This window comes from Arthrobacter sp. TJ-170 (assembly GCF_058269305.1).
This window is the reverse complement of sequence record NZ_JBZCNL010000005.1, coordinates 96,140-114,799: the sequence shown is the minus strand read 5'-3', so window position 1 is coordinate 114,799 and position 18,660 is coordinate 96,140. Positions and strand designations below refer to the sequence as shown.

Sequence of the window (18,660 nt, the reverse complement as noted above, 5' to 3'; positions counted from 1 at the left end):
TGCGATGCAGTTACCTGGCCCGTCGTCGTTAGGTAGACGAAAAACAATGACACAGACCATTCCCACCGCAGATCCATTGCCGCAGACCCTCGGCGATGATGCGGTTGCCCTCGTCCGGCGATGGCTCCATCTGGATGACCACGACGGCAACGCTGAGCGGGCGGTAAGCGCCGGCGCCACACGCGGGTCGAAGTCGGCGCAGCTTCTGGCGGAAGTCCTCAAGGATCAGAACGGCCTGGATTTCACGATCGGTTTCGTGGACAGGGTGATTCGTCCCGAGGACCCAGCCGTTGCAGCGCGAAACCTCGCGCAACTGGCCCGGAAGGCGCCGTCGTTTCTGCCCTGGTACATGAAGGGTGCGGTGCGGCTCGGCGGCGTCATGGCCCCGGTTCTGCCACGGGTCGTAGTGCCCGTCGCGCAGCGCGTGCTACGCGAAATGGTCGGCCACCTCATCGTTGACGCCCGTCCGGCTCAGCTCGGCAAGTCTATCGCTGCCCTCCGCGGCGAGGGCGTCCGGCTGAACATCAACCTCCTCGGTGAAGCTGTCCTGGGTGACAAGGAAGCAGATGCCCGGCTCAACGGAACCAGGGAACTGCTGGCGCGCGACGACGTCGACTACGTCTCCATCAAGGTCTCCTCCGTGGTCAGCACCTTAAATCTGTGGGATTTCGAGGGAACGGTTGAGCGGGTCGTTGAGCGGTTGCTTCCGCTGTACCACCTTGCGGCCTCATCACCGGCTCCCAAGTTCATCAACCTCGACATGGAGGAATACCACGACCTCGACCTCACGGTCGCGGTATTCAAGCGCATCCTTGAGAAGCCGGAACTGCACAATCTCGAGGCAGGGATTGTGCTGCAGGCATACGTGCCGGACGCACTCGCCACTCTCCGGGATCTCACTGCGTGGGCGCAGGAACGGCGTGCCGCCGGAGGGTCGGCCATCAAGGTTCGACTCGTCAAGGGCGCCAACCTCGCAATGGAACTGGTGGACGCGGCCGTCCACCACTGGGCGCCCGCAACCCTGCCGAGCAAGCAGGCCAGCGACACCAACTACAAGCGTTGCCTGGACTGGGCGTTGCGTCCAGAAAATGCCGACGCGGTTCGGCTCGGCGTTGCCGGACACAACCTATTCGACATCGCCCTGGCGCGCACCCTCTCGGTTGCACGTGGGGTCGAGGACCGGATTGAGTTCGAGATGCTGCTGGGTATGGCTGAAGACCAAGCCGCAGAAGTCCGCAAGGAGGTAGGCTCCCTGCTCCTCTATACGCCCGTGGTGAAGCCCGCGCAGTTCGACGTCGCCATCAGCTACCTGATCCGCCGCCTCGAGGAGAACGCGAGCCAGGAAAACTTCATGAGCGCAGTCTTCGAGCTCACGAAGAGCGAGGAGCTTTTCGAGCGTGAGAAGAACCGCTTCCTCACCTCTCTCGCGGAACTCGATTCCACTGTTCCGGAGCCGAACCGGTCGCAGACCCCGGACCGCTTCACCGCAACAGGCCCCGGCGAGTTCGAGAACCAGTCGGACTCCGATCCCTCGCTGCCCGTGATCCGTGAGTGGGCCACCAACGTTCTCAGCCGCGTTCCCTCGTCCGCCCTCGGCGTTGCGCTGGTCGAGGCATCCACGCTTGAAACCAACGACGACGTCGACGCCGCCATCCGTTCCGCACGCGCCGCCCAGCGCGATTGGGCCTCGAAGTCGGGAGCGGAGCGGGCAAAGGTGCTGCGCAGCGCCGCCGCGGAACTCGCCGCCCGACGTGGTGACCTCGTGGAGGTGTCGGCAAGCGAAACCGGAAAGACAGTGGCCGAGTCTGATCCGGAGATCTCGGAGGCGATCGACTTCGCCAACTATTACGCCCTGCTCGCCGAAGAACTCGACACCGTCGAAGGTGCACGCTTTGTACCGTCGACGTTGACCGTCGCTACCCCGCCGTGGAACTTCCCCGTCGCCATTGCGGCCGGTTCTGCGCTCGCCCCGCTGGCTGCCGGCAGCGCCGTCATCCTCAAGCCGGCACCGCAGGCCAAGCGGTGCGCGGCAGTCATGGTGGAGGCGCTTTGGGATGCAGGCGTACCCAGGGACATCCTCGTGTTCGCTGACGTCGCTGAGGGACCGGTCGGGCAGCACCTGATCTCCCATCCCGACGTCGACCGGGTCATCCTTACGGGCGCGTACGACACCGCGAAGCTCTTCAGATCCTGGCGGCAGGACCTGCCGCTGCTGGCCGAGACGAGCGGGAAGAACTCGCTCATCGTCACGCCCAGCTCGGACCTGGACCTGGCCGCAGCCGACGTCGTCCGGTCCGCATTCGGCCATGCCGGCCAGAAGTGCTCCGCCGCGTCGCTAGTGATTCTCGTAGGCTCTGCCGGTACATCAGCGAGGTTCCGCAACCAGCTGGTCGACGCCGCGGCTTCCCTGCAGGTCGGCTACCCGGAAGATCCGGAGACCGAGGTGGGCCCGATCATCGAGCCGGCCGAGGGCAAGCTCAAGGATGCCCTCACTACGCTCGGCGACGGGGAGTCCTGGCTCGTCAAGCCCAGGCAGCTTGACGACACCGGCCGGCTCTGGAGCCCGGGCGTACGCACCGGTGTAAAGCCCGGCAGCTACTTCCATATGACGGAGTTCTTCGGCCCGGTGCTCGGGATCATGCACGCCGACACGCTCGAGCAGGCTATCGAGTGGCAGAACGCCAGTGCCTACGGTCTGACCGGCGGCATTCACACTCTGAACCCCGATGAGGTGTCACAGTGGCTTGACTCGGTCGAGGCAGGGAACCTGTACGTGAACCGTGGGATTACCGGCGCGATCGTTCGTCGACAGCCGTTCGGAGGCTGGAAGCGGTCGGCCGTCGGACCGGGCGCCAAGGCGGGCGGACCCAATTACCTCATCCACCTCGGCACCTGGGAGCGCGAGGAACTGCACCCGGGGAATGTCCATGCTCCGCTGAGCGAACCCGTTCGCCGGCTTCTGCACGCAGCCGACGTGCCCGACGGCGATCGGGGCTTCCTCGCACGCTCTGCTGCGGACGACCAGCGTCACTGGGCACGTACCTTCGGCACCCATGAGGATGTCTCAGCCCTCGGCGTCGAGCGGAATGAGTTCCGCTACCTGCCGGTGCCGGTAACCGTACGGCTCAATGAAGCCGGAACCATGAGCGACTTTCTCCGTGTGGTTGCGGCTGGAATGAGAAGCGGATCGGCCATGTCGGTTTCGACGCCGGAGCCGCTGACACCGGCCCTCGCAGCGGTCCTGTCCGCCAACAATGTCAGCCACCGTGTGGAGGACGACGACACGTGGCTGGCGGCAGCGCCTTCAGCAAAGCTCGGTCGCGTGCGTCTCATCGGAGGCGGCTACTCGGAGCTCTGTGCGACAACTGATGGCGATCCGGACGTGTCGATCTACAGCGGGCCGGTTACGGAGGCGGGCAGGATCGAGCTTCTGCCGTTCCTGCGTGAGCAGGCAGTGACAATCACGGCGCACCGTTTCGGTAACCCGGACAACGTCTCAGGGGAAGTACTGCGCTAGCCGCCGCACTCCCCCACGTACCCAGACGAAAAGAAGGGCGGAGCGGACAGTGTCCGCTCCGCCCTTCTTTTCTGCTATTGCGCCTTAGCTGACGTCCTCGTCTACCCAATCGAAGGTCTTGGTGACGGCCTTCTTCCAGTTACGCAGCTGGCGGTCGCGTTCGGCGTCGTCCATGGTTGGATTCCAGCGCTTGTCTTCGGACCAGTTGGCGGCCAGTTCGTCGGTGTCTTTCCAGAAGTCGACGGCGAGACCAGCAGCGTAGGCGGCGCCCAGCGCGGTGGTTTCGGTGACTTTCGGCCGGATGACGGGGATACCGAGGATGTCAGCCTGGAACTGCATCAGCGCGTCATTGGCGACCATGCCGCCGTCGACCCTGAGGTCCTCCATGTTGACACCGGAATCGGCATTGGCGGCGTCGAGCACTTCGCGGGTCTGGAAGGCAGTTGCTTCGAGCGCTGCGCGGGCGATGTGGCCCTTGTTCACGAAGCGTGTGAGGCCGACGATCGCGCCGCGGGCGTCCGAACGCCAGTACGGCGCGAAGAGGCCGGAGAACGCCGGGACAATGTAGACCCCGCCGTTGTCGTCAACGGATTTGGCGAGCTGCTCAACCTCGGGAGCGCTCTTGATGATGCCGAGGTTGTCCCGTAGCCACTGGATGAGGGAACCCGTGACGGCGATTGAGCCTTCGAGCGCGTAGACAGGCTTGGCATCGCCGAGCTTGTAGCAGACGGTCGTTAGCAGGCCGTTCTTGGAATGGACAATTTCTTCCCCGGTATTGACGATCATGAAGTTGCCGGTGCCGTAGGTGTTCTTTGCACCGCCCTTCTCGAACGCCGCCTGACCGAAGGTCGCAGCCTGCTGGTCGCCAAGGATTCCCGCTACCGGCACCTCGCGGAGGAGCTGGGAGCTGTGTACCTTGCCATAGACCTCGGAGGAGGACCTGATCTCGGGCATCATCGAGGCGGGTACGCCGAATGTGTCCAGGATGGAGGAGTCCCAGCTCAGAGTCTCGAGATCCATGAAAAGGGTGCGGGAAGCGTTGGTGACGTCGGTGATGTGCACGCCGCCGTCTGTGCCGCCCGTGAGGTTCCAGATCACCCAGGAGTCGGTGTTACCGAAGACGAGGTCGCCGGCTTCAGCCTTCTCCCGGGCGCCTTCCACGTTGTCGAGGATCCACTTGATCTTGGTTCCGGAGAAGTAGGTTGCCAGCGGCAGGCCAACAGTCTGCTTGAACCTTTCCACTCCACCGTCGGCTGCCAGTTCGTCGACGATCGGCTGTGTGCGGGTGTCCTGCCAGACAATTGCGTTGTACACCGGCTCACCGGTGTTTTTGTCCCACACCACTGCCGTTTCGCGCTGGTTTGTGATGCCCACCGCGGCAATGTCATGCCGGGTCAGGTTTGCTTTTGAGAGTGCGTTGCCGATGACCTCGCGGGTGTTGTCCCAAATTTCGCGCGGGTTGTGCTCCACCCAGCCTGCTTTGGGGAAGATCTGCTCGTGCTCCTTCTGCCCGGAGGAAACGATGTTTCCCTGGTGGTCGAAGACGATTGCGCGGCTCGAGGTGGTTCCCTGGTCAATGGCGATTACGTACTGCGGCATTACTGCTCCTCTTTGAGTGTGGTGCTGTTGTATGCGACGGCGGTGTCCCCGGATCGGCCGGGACCACCGGTTGGTTGTTGCTCAGACTCCCGGGTAGGTGATGAGCATGGCGCCAAGACCACCCAGCAGGCCACCGATGATCGGTCCTACAACCGGAACCCAGGCGTAGCCCCAGTCGCTGCCTCCCTTGCCCTTGATCGGGAGGAATGCGTGCGCGATGCGGGGGCCGAGGTCACGGTTGGGGTTGATGGCATACCCGGTGGGTCCGCCAAGCGAGGCACCTATACCGACGACGAGAAGGGCGACCGCGAGCGGGCCCAGGCCTGAGGGGGTTGAAGCGAACGCCAGGATGACGAATACGAGAACGAAGGTACCGATGATCTCAGTCACCACGTTCCAGGCGTTCGACCGGATGGCAGGGGCCGTCGAGAACACGCCGAGCTTGTTGGCGGGGTCCGGCTCAGCGTCGAAGTGCTGCTTGTATGCGAGCCAGCAACCCACGGCACCGAGGATCGATCCGAGCATCTGCGCGCCAAAGTAGGCCAGTGCATTGATGACGTTCTTGTCGACGCCGGGAGCGAATTCCCCGACGTCCGCGTTCACCCAGAGGCCGACCGTGACAGCGAAGTTCAGGTGGGCTCCTGAGAGCGCCGCGACGAAAACACCGGCAAAGACGCCAAGGCCCCAGCCGAAGTTCACCATCAGGAACCCTCCGTTGTTGCCCTTGGTTCCCGCCAGCGCGACGTTGGCCACAACTCCTGTACCAAGCAACAGCAGCATGAACGTGCCGAACATTTCGGCGACGAATACTTCCAGAGACATCTTTGACTCCTCTACTTATTCAAACGGTAGGCCACGTTGGCCCCGGTGCCGTGATGGTCGCGGCACCGCGCTACTCCTCCGGCAGAATCTGCCGTTGTTTTCCAGCTGCCCGCGGGCGACCGGAGGTTGCTGGATGCTTACGCAACCAAGCTATGCACACTTACCTTGTGTTGTTCCTGCAATATTCGGCGGGTATCTTCGACTTCGTTCTTCCGGTCGGACGACGACCATCCGAGGAGACCGCCCAAAACATCCGCAAGTTCATGGATGAGCTCGGCACTGGCGAGCCCGTCGAAGGCCAGCGCGGTCCGCCGGATCAGGACGTCGGAAATGTGCTGCACCTGTTCGTGCCGCACCATGTACTCGAGTTCGCGGGTTGAAACCTCCTTCGTGGTGTGCAGGTGGATGTCCTCACCGGCCGCAATGAAAGCGGCGACATCCGCCGCCCGCGTGCCGTACCGGCCAAGCAGGAGCCTGACCCGATCGGCGGGCAACCCCGCGCCGTTGGCTTCGATCCAGGCAGCGACGTCGAGCGGCTGCTGGGGGAACCCCAGCCCACCCCCGATCGGAAGAGCGGAAGTGGATACAGTCCTGCTGCGCTGCAGCAGACCGAGGACCTCGTCCGCGAGGTGTTCCGAGAGCGCGCGGAAGGTGGTCCATTTGCCGCCGATGAGGCTGAGCATGGGGCGCCCGGCAGTGGTTCCACGTTCGATCCGGTAGTCGCGGGATACGAAGCCGGGCTGCGTGTCATCGTGACGGGGCAGCGGGCGAACGCCGGAGAAACTGTAGACGATACTGTCGCGCCCGACCCGTACCGTGGGAAACACGTGATGAATCAGATCGAAGAAGTAGTCGATCTCGGCATCGGTGCAGACAGCTGGGGTATCCATATCCGTGTCGATGTCGGTGGTGCCGACCAGCACACGCTCACCCATGGGATAGATGAGGACGATGCGCCCGTCCGAGTGCTCGAAGAAAATCTCCCTCCCCGCACAGGCAGCCAGCAGCTCCGCGTGGTCGAGAACGATATGTGACCCCTTGGTCCCACCCATGAAACGGGTCGGCTGTCCCAGCGCGCTGTTGGTGCCGTCCACCCATGCGCCTGAGGCATTGACGACGACGTCCGCCTGAACCGGAAAGACGTCACCGGTGAGTTCGTCGCGCAGAACGATGCCCTCAGCGTTGCTTCCCACCGCGCTGACGTAGTTGATAGCACGGGACCGGGGATTCGCGGCGAGTCCGTCCCTGAGGACGTCGAGGGTCAGACGCTCGGGGTTGTGCACCGAGGCGTCGAAATAGGTGGCGGTGTACTTCACGTCCGGGCGGAGCTTGGGAAGCTGAGCCAGGGAGGACTTTCGCCCGACGAACTTGTGGCGGGGCACGGTGCCGCCTGCGCGGGAGAACGCGTCGTAAAGCGTCAGCCCTGCCTTGATCAGAACGGCGCCGCGCTCGCGGTGTGCACCCTGGCGGTGGGTCAGGAATCGCAGCGGGGCGGAGAGGATGCCGGAGAAGGTGCTGAAGACCGGGATCGTCGTCTGGAGCGGTTTGACGTAATGGGGCGCGAGCTTCAACAGCGCATTGCGCTCGACGACGGACTCACGCACCAGTCGGAACTCGCCGTTCTCGAGGTAGCGGATGCCGCCGTGAATCATGTGGGAGGACGCTCCTGAGGCACCCTGACAGTAGTCACCCCGTTCAATGAGCGTGACGTCGATACCCTGTAGCGACAGGTCCCGGAACGTCCCAACCCCGTTGATGCCGCCGCCGATGATGAGGACGGACGTATTCGGTCGATTCTTCAGCTCCTGGACGCTGTCGCGGGCTTGACGGTTTTGTTCGGCCGACGGCGTCGTCGGCCCGGTGCTGTTCCTCACGGGCGGCGGGGCTCCTCAACTAGTGGTCAAATCGGGTTCCGCAACCTATTCTTTGGAGCGTTGGGAATATTCGTCAACCACATTGCACAAACGTGCAGACTCTCCCGGAGAAACCAGTGAACACACCTGCACGAACCACCCCGGACCGGGAAAATGTCCCATCCACCGAGCTCGCGCCGCCCCGCAGCCGCGACGCCCTGCGAGCCGCCCAGATGTACTACCTGCAGGACCTGACCATGAACGCCATCGCGCGGGAACTGCGGACTTCGAGATCCACCGTGTCGCGGCTTCTTTCCATGGCCCGCGACACGGGCCTCGTCCAGATCCAGATCAACAATCCCCTCGACCGGGCGCCCGCACTTGAACGGGAGATCGGGACCCGCTTCGGTGTGGAAGCGCATGTGGTTCCGGTGACGGATCTCGTGAGCGATTCGGATGCGCTGGACCGGGTCGCCATCCAGGCTGCCCGGACCCTTGGTCCGCTCGTCGATTCGAACGCCATCATCGGCGTCGCCTGGGGGTCGACAATCAGCGCCGTGAGTCACCACCTGACGCGCAAGACCACGCACGACAGCACTATCGTTCAGCTGAACGGCGCGGGCAACACCCAGACCACGGGTATCACCTACGCCAGCGAAATCCTCCGGCGCTTCGGTGCCGCCTATGGTGCGCGGGTTGAGCAGTTTCCGGTCCCGGCTTTCTTCGATCACGCCGGGACGAAGACCGCGATGTGGGCTGAGCGCAGCGTCAGGCGGATCCTCGACCTGCAGGAGCGGATGACCATGGCGATCTTCGGCGTCGGATCAACCGGCTCCGGTATACCCAGCCATGTGTACGCCGGCGGCTACCTCGACGAGGAAGATCTCGACATCCTCCGTGAGCACGATGTCGTGGGCGATGTGGCCACCGTCTTTTTCCGTGCAGACGGCTCGCACAGCGACATTGTGCTCAATGAACGAAGCACCGGTCCGGACCTGGCGATGCTTGCACAGGTGAGTCGGCGCATCTGCGTCGTGTCCGGTGAGTCGAAGATCAACGGTCTGCGCGGAGCGCTCGCGGCCGGCCTGGTCACCGACCTGATCCTGGACGAACGGTCGGCACGCGCGCTCGTCCGTCAGACGTAGTCCGGCGCGTGCCGGCCTCGACCGCATCTGCCCGACACGCTCGGTAAAGTCAGAGTATGCATAAACCCGGCAAGGTATCTCTCTCCAACGGCGTCCTGCTGGACCGGTTGGGTTACGGTCTCTATAAGGTTCCCTCGGAGGATGCCCACGGACTCTGCGCCCTTGCGCTCGAAGCCGGGTACCGGTTGCTCGACACCGCGGCCATGTACGGCAATGAGGAGGGCGTGGGCCATGCCCTCCGGGATGCCGTCAGTGCCGGCTATGTTGCTCGCAGCGACGTCTTCGTGACCTCAAAGGTCTGGAATGACAGCCATGGTTACCGCGCCACCCTTGCGGCGTTCGAAGACTCCCTCAAGCGCCTCGGTCTTGACTACCTGGATCTCTACCTGATCCATTGGCCGTGCCCCGGCAAGGATCTGTATGTCGATTCCTGGCGGGCGCTGGAGGAGCTTTATGCCAGGGGCAAGGTCCGGGCGATCGGTGTATCCAACTTCCAGCGCCACCACCTCGAGAAGCTCATGTCCCAGACAGAAGTTGTGCCCGCAGTCAACCAGATCGAGTTCCACCCGCTCCTCCAGCAGCAGGGGCTCAGGGAGTTCAATGCCGAAAACGGCATTCTCACCCAGGCGTGGAGCCCGCTCGCCCGCGGGACACTGCTTACCGACTCCACCATCACGCACATCGCCGCGAAACATTCCCGTTCCCCGGCACAGGTCATCCTCCGCTGGCATCTGCAGATCGGTGGGACGGCGGTAGTCAAGGCGAGCACGCGGGAGAGGATCGCGGAGAATCTTTCCATCGACGACTTCACGCTCGATGCCGTCGACATGACCGCCATCGAACAACTCAACACGGACAGCCGAGTCGGTTCCCACCCGGACCTGGTCAACTGAGGTGGTAATCCTGACACGCACCGCGACGGTGCGAACACTGTACCTGGACGGCAAGCGTCAACGGTTCTGGGATTTCCCCGCGGCTCGTGAGACCCCTGACGCCCCTCCGATCTTCATGGTGCACGGGTTCCGGGGTGACCACCACGGGCTGCTGCGCATCATCGAGGCGCTTCCTGCCCACCGCGTAATCGCACCCGACCTTCCGGGCTTCGGTGAGTCCGAGCCCCTGGGACGAACGCACGATGTGGCGGCTTACGCAGCATTCGTCCGGAACAGCGTCGAGAAGCTCGCCCTCGGTCCGGAGACGGTCCTCGTGGGGCATTCCTTCGGATCCATCATTGCAAGCAGGGCAGCGGCGGAAGCTCCGGACGCTTTCGCTGCTCTCGTGCTGATCAACCCGATCAGCGCACCGGCCCTCGAAGGCGCAAGCCGGATTGCCACCCGACTGGCCGAGCTGTATTACCGCCTTGGAGCGGCCCTACCCGAGCAGGCTGGGCAGGCGCTGCTGCGCAATCGGGCCATAGTGCGCGCAATGAGCGAGCTGATGGCGAAGACACGGGACCGCCCGCTGCGCCGGTGGATCCATGCCCAGCACCGTGCCTACTTCAGCGCCTTCGCCTCGCGCGATGTAGTGCTACAAGCGTTCACAGCGTCGATCAGCGCAACCGTGAGGGACAGCGCCGCCCGGTTGCGGCTGCCAGTGCTCCTGATCGCTGCGGAAAAGGACGATCTCGGCACGGTGCAGACGCAACAGGAGCTTGCGGCGTTGATTCCCGATTCCACGCTCGTGGTCCTTCCGGGGGTGGGTCACCTCATCCACTACGAAACGCCGGATACCGCCGCCGGGCATATCACCGATTTCGTGAATGCGAGGACTCCATGAAAGTTGTGATCGACGCCAGGTTCACCCGCTTTGATCACCATGACGGCATCAGCCGCTACGGCGCCAGCCTGATAGAGGCGCTCTCGCACCGCACTGACGTGACCATGCTCATCCACGATCGCCGCCAGCTGGCACTGCTGCCGGACGTACCGCACGTGTTGATTAACAGCCCCCTCTCCCCCGCTGAGCTGTTCGTGGCCCGACGGATCAACCGACTCAACGCCGACGCAGTGTTCTGCCCCATGCAGACAATGGGGTCCGCCGGCCGCCGCTACCCGCTGGTCCTCACACTGCATGACCTCATCTACTACCAGAACCGCACTCCCCCGGGGTTCCTTCCGCTGCCTGTCCGGCTTCTCTGGCGGCTGTACCACCTGGCCTACTGGCCGCAGCGGCTGCTGCTGAACCGTGCCGACGTCGTCACCACCATTTCGGAGACCACGCGCAGCCTGATGCAGCGACACCGGCTGACGCAGCGCCCGATCCGCATAGTCGGCAACGCGCCTCAGCCCGGAGCGACGCCCCGGTCGACGGACATTCCGCCCGAGAAGTCCGTGCTGTACATGGGCTCGTTCATGCCCTATAAAAACGTCGAGACCCTGCTGGCGGGAATGGCGGGGCTGCCCGATTACACACTTCACCTCCTGAGCCGGATCACGCCCGAGCGCCAGCGTGAGCTGCAAGCTATTGTTCCTGCCGGAGCCACAGTGGTCTTCCACAATGGTGTCAGCGACGATGAATACGAAGGGCTGCTGCGATCCGCAACGGCCCTTGTAACCCTTTCCCGTGCCGAGGGTTACGGACTTCCCGTCATAGAGGCGATGGCGCTCGGCACACCCGTAGTTGCGGCGGATACACCGATCTTCCGTGAGGTCGGGGGAACAGCAGCGCTGTATGTCGACCCTGACTCCCCCGAAGAATTCACCGGCGCCGTGCAGTCGCTCGATGATCCGCTGCACTGGAAAAGCGCGTCCATAGCTGGCCGTGCGCAGGCCAATACCTTCTCCTGGGAGGCCTCAGCGGACTCACTCGTCGCGGCCCTTGAAGAAGCCGTCAATCTGCATGCCCGGCGACGCGGCCGCACCGCACCGGTACAGAGGCACTAGAGCACGTCGATGCCGTCCACCCGCACATGCACCGGCTCAGTGGTTCGTCTGGCCGAGAGGGAGGCCCGACGGGCGCGCAGGGCGCCGACCACACTGGCAGCGTCCCGGTAGCGGAAGAACAGCAGGGTCCGATGTGAACCGGCTGCTGACTGCTGGCCCGGCTTCTGCGCGGCCGGTGGCCCCGCCGCCGCACGCACTGCCGTCGGTCCCACCATCCTGCACGACGGCGGCACGTTCAGTCCGTCAATGAAGGCAGCCAGTGCTTCCATCGAGCCGGTCAGCGCTGCGTACCGCACCGCCGGCGGCAGCCCCAGCTCAGTTCTCAGAGCAAGTTCGCGTGCTGCGGCCCCGGTTGGGTCCCAACGAACGAGGTGCCCGGCGGCGGCGTCGTCGTCTGCGGTCACCACTACAACACCGCCCGCCGATGCGGGCCGGGCAAGCACAGCCGCGTTGAACCAGCGCTGCAGCGTGCTCTCAAGGGAGCGAAGGGATTCCCTGCCGAGGAGGGCATTCCCGTCCAGCAGGAGCACCGCGGCGTAGCCTGAAGCGCAGACCGGCTCGGCACCCGGCGTTGCCACGACCACCCGGGGAGAATCGTCAATCTCATCAAGAATGTGGTCACCGGATGAGGAGACGACGACGGCTCCGGGAAATGCCCGTCCCAGCTCATCCGCGGTCCGGGCGGCGCCGCTCACTGTGGAGCGAAGCCTGCCGCCGGAGCAGTGCGGGCAGCGCCACGCGTGTTCGGGACGTCCGCACCAACGGCACGCGACCGTTGACCCGCGGCCGGACTGCGCCAGCGGACCGGCGCAGTGTCTGCACCGTGCGGGTTCCCGACAGTCCTCGCAGGCCAGCGCGGGCGAGAAACCGGTTCGCGCCACCTGAATCAGGACGGGCCCGCGCTGCAGTCCGTCGCGGGCTGCGCGCCAGGCCACCGGAGGAATGCGGACCTGGTGCGTCAGGGGTTCCCGGTCTGCGTGGTACGTGTCCGCTGAGTGGAGGACACGCGGTGTCAATTGCCGGACGGTCGGCCTGTCCGCCTCAATGGACTGTGCCCACCCGCTGTCGACCAGCCTCTGGGATTCAACGCTTCGCGAGGCCGAGGCAAAGAGCAGGGCACAGTCCTGCAGTTCGCTGCGCAGCAGAAGCACGTCGCGGGCGTGCTGGTACGGGGCACGTGGTTCACTGTGGGATTCATCGCCGTCATCCCAGAGGCATACGAGTCCCAGATCCTGTACCGGCGCATAGGCTGCCGACCGCGTCCCCACTGCCACCCGGACCTGCCCGTGCAGGAGCCTGAGGAAGTTGCGGTAGCGCGGAGTGGGGCCGTCTTCTGCGGTAAGGCGGACAAAGCTGTCCGGACCGATGCGCTCCTGCAGCGCCTCTTCCACCCGCATGAGGTCGCGCTGGTCAGGAACAACGACGACGGCGCCGCGCCCCACCGTCCAGGCTGCGTGGACCGCTTCAGCCAGCTCCTCCGGCCAGCCGGCCGGCCCATAACCGGCCAGTGTCGTCAACACCGCACGTGGACTCTCACCGGCGGCAACCCGGGACAGGAACGGGTTGCCATTGGCATACCGGGCGAAAAGTGAGTCCCCGCCCTCTTCACTGTGGCTACCGGCGGCGGCGCCCGCGACCTGGTCGGCGCTGAATTCCTTCTCCACGCGGGCCACACGCGGTGGCACCGCCGATCGAAGGACGTCGCTGGTGGACCCGGCGTACCGGGCAGCGACCGCGGCAGCCAAGGCCAGGATCTCGGGGCTGGCAACCGGCTGACCGGAGACCACCTTCGTCAGGGGCAGCAAACGCGCGGGGCTGTCGGAGACAGCTCGACGCTCCACCAGGAACGCCGCGTGCTCGCGGCCCGCGAACCGGACTTTCACCCGTGCGCCGGGGACGGCGTCGTCGTCGTAATCCGCGGGCACGAGGTAATCGAACGGACGGTCCAGATGCGGCAACGGTGAATCGATGATGACCCGGGCGACGGGCAGCCCGGCGGCAACGGGGGACTTCCCGCGGGGTGCTGCCGGTGCAGTGAAGCCCTGCAGCAGCGACAGCTGCTGCCCATTGTTGGAACTCATCGGCTCGAGGCGGTTCCTAGGCGTTGAAGTAGCTCTTCAGTTCATCAGTGCGGTCGGTGAGCTCCCAGTTAAAGCCCTCACCCTCGCGCCCGAAGTGCCCGTGTGCGGCGGTCTTCTGATAGATCGGCCGGAGCAGATCAAGCGAATTGATGATGGCCAGGGGACGAAGGTCGAAGATCTCTGTGATGGCCGAACCGATTGCGGCGGGATCGACCTGCTCGGTTCCGAATGTCTCCACATAGATGCCGACCGGGTGCGCCATGCCGATGGCATAGGCGATCTGGATCTCCGCGCGGCGGGCAAGCCCGGAGGCGACCACGTTCTTGGCCACCCAACGCATGGCGTACGCCGCCGAGCGATCCACCTTTGACGGGTCCTTGCCGCTGAACGCACCGCCGCCGTGGCGTGCCATCCCGCCGTAGGTGTCAACGATGATCTTGCGCCCGGTCAGGCCGGCATCACCCACCGGCCCGCCGATCACGAACTCTCCGCCGGGATTGAGGATGTGCCGGACATTCGAGATATCCAGGTGGGAGGTCGAGAGAACCGGCGCGATCACGTGTTCCACCAGATCGGAACGCAGGGTCTCAAGATCGACACCCTGCGCGTGCTGGGAGGAAATCACCACCGAGTCCACACTGACCGGCTTGTCGCCGTCGTAACCGATCGTGACCTGCGTCTTGCCGTCCGGACGGAGGTAAGACAGCGTGCCGTTCTTCCGTACGTCGGTGAGCTGCTCGGACAGCCGGTGGGCCAGCCAGATGGGGGTGGGCATCAGGACGGGCGTCTCGTCGCTGGCATACCCGAACATGATGCCCTGGTCGCCTGCGCCCTGCGTATCGTAGGCATCGGTGCCGGTACCCTCGCGCGTCTCGAGTGACGTGAACACACCGGAGGCGATCTCCGGCGACTGCTGGCCTATGGACACCGATACACCGCAGCGCGCGCCGTCGAACCCGTTCGCCGAGGAGTCGTAACCGATCCCGAGGATGGTCTTGCGGACGATCTCGGGGATTTCGACGTAGGCGTCAGTGGTGACCTCACCGGCGACGTGGACAAGGCCCGTGGTCACGAGGGTTTCCACCGCCACACGGGAGCGCGGATCCGCTTCCAGCAGCGCATCCAGGATGCCGTCACTGATCTGGTCACAGATCTTGTCGGGATGGCCCTCCGTCACCGATTCCGAGGTGAACAATCGCAAGGAAGGGCTAGGCGTATGGGGTGAATTCACGTGATCACTCTACTTGGTCGGGTGAGGTATCCAGCGGCTTGTGTGACCGGGCACTACGACGACGGCGGTCTGGCGGCGGGAGCGCCGGGAGCCCTCAGGTGGTCTGGCCCGCGGGATCGAGGGCTGCGGCGACCCGTGCGACAACCACTTGGGCAACGCTGGACTTGCTGCCGCTGATGGTCTCCGGTTCAGCGCCTCCCGCATCCAGGATGGTTATCTCGGTGGAGTCCTGGCCGAAGACAAGGGTCCTGCCCACCCGGTTCAGGATAAGCAGGTCGCAGCCCTTGCGTTCGAGTTTCTGCATCCCGTGCGCGAGCGGTGTGGTGTCGTCGTCACCGGTTTCAGCTGCGAACCCCACGATCACCGTGGGTGAGCCAAGCGCGCGCCGCTGCTGCACGGTCTCGACGAGGATATCGGGGTTCCGGATAAGCGTGATGACGGGGTTTTCGCCGTCGTCGCGCTTTTTGACCTTGGTGTCCGAGACGGTTTCAGGCCGGAAATCCGCAACTGCCGCCGCCATGATGAGGGCGTCCGATTGCTGGGCCAGCTTCAGCGTGGCCTCCCGCAACTCTTCGGCGGTCTCGACGATCGTCAGTTCCACACCCGCCGGCAGCGGCACCTCCATATGCGCAGCGATGAACTGGACCGTCGCGCCTGCCTCGAGAGCGGCTTGGGCCAGAGCCACACCCTGCTTTCCCGAGGACCGGTTGCCGAGGAAACGGACCGGGTCGAGCGGCTCGCGGGTGCCGCCGGCAGTGATGGTGACGGTGCGGCCGGCCAAGGGCCGGGCGGCGGGATCTCCAGGTGCTGCCACTGCCTGCAGCGCGGCGGCGAAGATAGCTTCGGGCTCCGGCAGCCGGCCGGGGCCGCTGTCCGTGCCCGTAAGGCGGCCGGTGGCCGGCTCCAGTACGACGGCGCCGCGTTGCCTCAGCGTCGCGACGTTGGCGACGGTGGCCGGATGCTGCCACATTTCCGTGTGCATCGCCGGTGCAAAGACAACCGGTGCGCGGGTCACCAGGAGGGAGCCGGTCAGTAGATCGTCAGCCATACCGGCTGTTGCACGGGCCAGCAGGTCAGCGGTCGCGGGAGCAACCACCACCAGATCGGCTTCCTGACCCAGGCGGACGTGGCGCACCTGGTCGACGGCGTCGAAGACGCTGTTGCTGACCGGATTACCCGAGAGCGCTTCCCAGGTTGCTGTTCCCACGAAGCGCTGTGCTGCCTCGGTGGGTATGACCGTCACACTGTGACCGGCTTCAGTGAACAAACGCAGGAGGGACGCCACCTTGTAGGCGGCGATCCCTCCTCCAACTCCCAGGACGATACGCACGTCGGTGTTTTTGCTGCCCGTCGGGGCTTACTCCGAAGCTTCGGCGGGGGCCGCGACGAGCATGCCCTCGTTGATCTCGCGCAGGGCGATGGACAGCGGCTTCTCGTTCAGCTTCGTCTCAACAAGCGGACCAACGTACTCGAACAGGCCCTCATGCAGCTGCGAGTAGTATGCGTTGATCTGCCGGGCGCGCTTGGCTCCGTAGATCACGAGGGCGTACTTCGAGTCCGATGCCTCCAGCAGGGAGTCGATCGGCGGGTTGATGATGCCTTCGGGGTGAGTAGACACAAAATCTCCAATAGTCGCTGGGCCGTAAAGCTACTGCGCGTGCTTTAGTGCGAGTGCGCGGTCAGGCCCATCAATGAAACAAGCTCATCTGCTGCACGCTGAACGTCGTCATTAATCACGGTGTGGTCAAATTCCGGTTCGGCAGCAAGTTCCAGTTTAGCGGTTTCAAGGCGCTGCTGCTGTTCCTCGGGAGTTTCGGTGCCCCGACCGACGAGGCGACGCACCATTTCCTCCCAGCTGGGGGGCGCAAGGAACACAAAATTGGCATCCGGCATGTTCTTCTTGACCTGCCGCGCTCCCTGGAGATCAATCTCCAGCAGAACGGTCTTTCCAGCTTCCATGGCCGCAATCACCGTGCGCCTCAGTGTGCCGTAACGGTTACGCCCGTGCACCACCGCCCACTCCAGCATCTGGCCGCTTTCCACGAGGAGGTCGAACTCCTCAGGTGAGACGAAGTGGTAGTGGACGCCGTCCGTCTCACCCGGTCGGGGCGGACGGGTGGTGGCCGAGACGGACAACTCCACCTCGGGGTAGTTGTCGCGGATGTAGGTTGAAACGGTCCCTTTGCCCACAGCCGTTGGGCCCGCAAGCACGGTCAGCCGCGGCTGATTCACGAATACTTCCTTCTCTAGTGGCGATTGTTCGCCGGATGATGCATCAGATGCTCAACGAGAGCCTTGCGCTGGTGGATGCCGAGACCCCGAACCCTCCGGGTGGCAGCGATTCCGACGGCGTCCATAATCCCTGCGGCCCGCTTCTCCCCCACGCCGGGTAATGCCTTCAACAGGTCCAGGACCCGAAGCCTTCCGATGGCTTCGTCCTGGCTGGAGCCGTTGATAACGTCAGCGACGGTGATCTCGCCGGACTTCAGCCGGGACTTCAGCTCCGCTCGGGCGGCCCTCGCCGCCGTTGCTTTTTCCCGCGCCAGTGCTCGTTCGCTATCAGTGAGAGGCTTCAGGCTCACTCGGGCTCCCTAGGCAGTTGAACCGTCGGCCAAGCACCGGCAGTCACGGGTCTGGAGTTTGGGCTTGCACTGAACCTATCTGCTCGGCTGGCCGAAAATCAATCCGTCCCAGAACGGCCGTCGCCGGACAGGTCCACCGAACGCTGAGTCGCCGTGATGGCCTCGCGCAGTCCCTCGACCGTGGGCCCTGCACTAAGAATCTCCCTGCTCGAATTGGGCAGGACGATACCTGAGGCACCGGCGAAGGTGTCGCGAAGCTCCTGCCGCCCGGCACCCTGCGCCCCTACTCCGGGGGCAAGGATGGGGCCGTTCAGCGCCGTGAGATCAAGGCTGAGGCGCCGCACGGCTTCCCCGGCGGTGGCACCGATCACCAGGCCGACCGAGCCGGGGACGCCGCCGTCGTTCTCGGCTGAGGCCGCCTCGACGATCCGGCGGGCAACTGAATTCTCGCCGCCCACGTGCTGCACCGACGCGCCTTCAGGGTTGGAGGTCAACGCCAGGACGAACACCCCGCGGCCCGACTCCCGCGCCGCAGTCAGCGCCGGGCGCAACGACTCGAAGCCGAGGTAGGGACTCAACGTGAGAGCATCAGCTGCCAGGGCGGACCCGTCGCGCAGCCAGGCGTCGGCATAACCGGCCATGGTCGACCCAATGTCTCCGCGCTTGGCGTCGGCGATGGTCAGGACCCCGCTCTCGGCGCTGCGGGCCAGCAAACGCTCGAGCGCAGCCATTCCCTGCGAACCGAATCGCTCGAACAGGGCGACCTGCGGCTTGATGATCGCAACCCTGCCCGCGACGGCATCCAGCACCGTCGCGGAGAACCGGTCGACGCCGGCAGGCGTATCGGGAAGCCCCCACGCCGCAAGCAGCGCCGGGTGCGGATCAATTCCCACACACAGGTTCCCGAAACGCCCGACGGCGGCATCCAGCCGCAGACCGAACGTCACC

General features: G+C 64.7%; 14 protein-coding genes and 1 pseudogene. 5 read left to right on the top strand and 10 right to left on the bottom strand.

Annotation, left to right across the window (positions count from 1 at the left end; genetic code table 11):
• The first annotated feature begins 46 nt into the window (after positions 1 to 46).
• Positions 47 to 3,517, top strand: coding sequence for a bifunctional proline dehydrogenase/L-glutamate gamma-semialdehyde dehydrogenase (locus tag AC4D1W_RS10885; protein ID WP_490898742.1), 3,471 nt, complete (start codon positions 47 to 49; stop codon positions 3,515 to 3,517).
• Between the two features lie 84 nt (positions 3,518 to 3,601).
• Here the strand turns inward: AC4D1W_RS10885 and glpK are convergent, their stop codons facing one another.
• The 3 genes from glpK to AC4D1W_RS10870 all read right to left on the bottom strand — a co-directional run bounded on the left by glpK (position 3,602) and on the right by AC4D1W_RS10870 (position 7,812).
• Positions 3,602 to 5,116 (bottom strand): glycerol kinase GlpK, encoded by a 1,515-nt coding sequence (gene glpK, locus AC4D1W_RS10880; protein WP_490891625.1) that lies wholly within the window; start codon positions 5,114 to 5,116, stop codon positions 3,602 to 3,604.
• 81 nt (positions 5,117 to 5,197) lie between these two features.
• A complete protein-coding gene (locus AC4D1W_RS10875) occupies positions 5,198 to 5,938 on the bottom strand; it encodes an MIP/aquaporin family protein (protein ID WP_490891626.1) in 741 nt (246 codons plus the stop codon).
• A gap of 137 nt (positions 5,939 to 6,075) precedes the next feature.
• On the bottom strand, positions 6,076 to 7,812 hold the full coding sequence (locus AC4D1W_RS10870; RefSeq protein ID WP_490898741.1) for a glycerol-3-phosphate dehydrogenase/oxidase: 1,737 nt from the start codon (positions 7,810 to 7,812) through the stop codon (positions 6,076 to 6,078).
• Between the two features lie 212 nt (positions 7,813 to 8,024).
• Here AC4D1W_RS10870 and AC4D1W_RS10865 point away from each other — a divergent pair, with 212 nt between their 5' ends.
• Genes AC4D1W_RS10865 through AC4D1W_RS10850 form a run of 4 tightly spaced genes read left to right on the top strand, consistent with a single transcriptional unit; the run spans position 8,025 to position 11,818 of the window.
• On the top strand, positions 8,025 to 8,936 hold the full coding sequence (locus tag AC4D1W_RS10865; protein ID WP_490891782.1) for a sugar-binding transcriptional regulator: 912 nt from the start codon (positions 8,025 to 8,027) through the stop codon (positions 8,934 to 8,936).
• Positions 8,937 to 8,992: 56 nt separating this feature from the next.
• Positions 8,993 to 9,829 carry an aldo/keto reductase gene (locus AC4D1W_RS10860; RefSeq protein WP_490891628.1) on the top strand — a complete coding sequence of 279 codons (837 nt, stop codon included), beginning with the start codon at positions 8,993 to 8,995 and terminating at the stop codon, positions 9,827 to 9,829.
• Position 9,830: 1 nt separating this feature from the next.
• Positions 9,831 to 10,712: an alpha/beta fold hydrolase gene (locus AC4D1W_RS10855; protein WP_490898740.1), complete on the top strand. Its 882-nt coding sequence runs from the start codon at positions 9,831 to 9,833 to the stop codon at positions 10,710 to 10,712.
• Positions 10,709 to 11,818, top strand: a complete 1,110-nt coding sequence (locus tag AC4D1W_RS10850; RefSeq protein ID WP_490898739.1) for a glycosyltransferase family 4 protein — start codon at positions 10,709 to 10,711, stop codon at positions 11,816 to 11,818. The genes AC4D1W_RS10855 and AC4D1W_RS10850 overlap by 4 nt, the downstream gene beginning before the upstream one ends.
• Here AC4D1W_RS10850 and AC4D1W_RS10845 read toward each other — a convergent pair.
• The 7 genes and pseudogenes from AC4D1W_RS10845 to pyrF all read right to left on the bottom strand — a co-directional run bounded on the left by AC4D1W_RS10845 (position 11,815) and on the right by pyrF (position 18,659).
• Positions 11,815 to 13,899 (bottom strand): primosomal protein N', encoded by a 2,085-nt coding sequence (locus tag AC4D1W_RS10845; protein WP_490898738.1) that lies wholly within the window; start codon positions 13,897 to 13,899, stop codon positions 11,815 to 11,817. The two genes, AC4D1W_RS10850 and AC4D1W_RS10845, sit on opposite strands and share 4 nt — an antisense overlap.
• A gap of 16 nt (positions 13,900 to 13,915) precedes the next feature.
• Positions 13,916 to 15,130 carry a methionine adenosyltransferase gene (metK, locus tag AC4D1W_RS10840; RefSeq protein ID WP_490898737.1) on the bottom strand — a complete coding sequence of 405 codons (1,215 nt, stop codon included), beginning with the start codon at positions 15,128 to 15,130 and terminating at the stop codon, positions 13,916 to 13,918.
• Between the two features lie 94 nt (positions 15,131 to 15,224).
• Positions 15,225 to 16,463 (bottom strand): annotated as a pseudogene (gene coaBC, locus AC4D1W_RS10835) (bifunctional phosphopantothenoylcysteine decarboxylase/phosphopantothenate--cysteine ligase CoaBC); the annotation flags it as partial.
• Positions 16,464 to 16,487: 24 nt separating this feature from the next.
• Entirely contained in the window at positions 16,488 to 16,748 is a 261-nt protein-coding gene (gene rpoZ / locus AC4D1W_RS10830) for a DNA-directed RNA polymerase subunit omega (RefSeq protein ID WP_309070006.1), read from the bottom strand.
• A 44-nt stretch (positions 16,749 to 16,792) separates the two neighbouring features.
• Entirely contained in the window at positions 16,793 to 17,362 is a 570-nt protein-coding gene (gmk, locus tag AC4D1W_RS10825; protein WP_490898736.1) for a guanylate kinase, read from the bottom strand.
• A gap of 14 nt (positions 17,363 to 17,376) precedes the next feature.
• On the bottom strand, positions 17,377 to 17,712 hold the full coding sequence (gene mihF / locus AC4D1W_RS10820; RefSeq protein ID WP_490891635.1) for an integration host factor, actinobacterial type: 336 nt from the start codon (positions 17,710 to 17,712) through the stop codon (positions 17,377 to 17,379).
• 98 nt (positions 17,713 to 17,810) lie between these two features.
• Entirely contained in the window at positions 17,811 to 18,659 is an 849-nt protein-coding gene (gene pyrF / locus AC4D1W_RS10815; RefSeq protein WP_490898735.1) for an orotidine-5'-phosphate decarboxylase, read from the bottom strand.
• Between the last annotated feature and the right edge of the window lies 1 nt (position 18,660).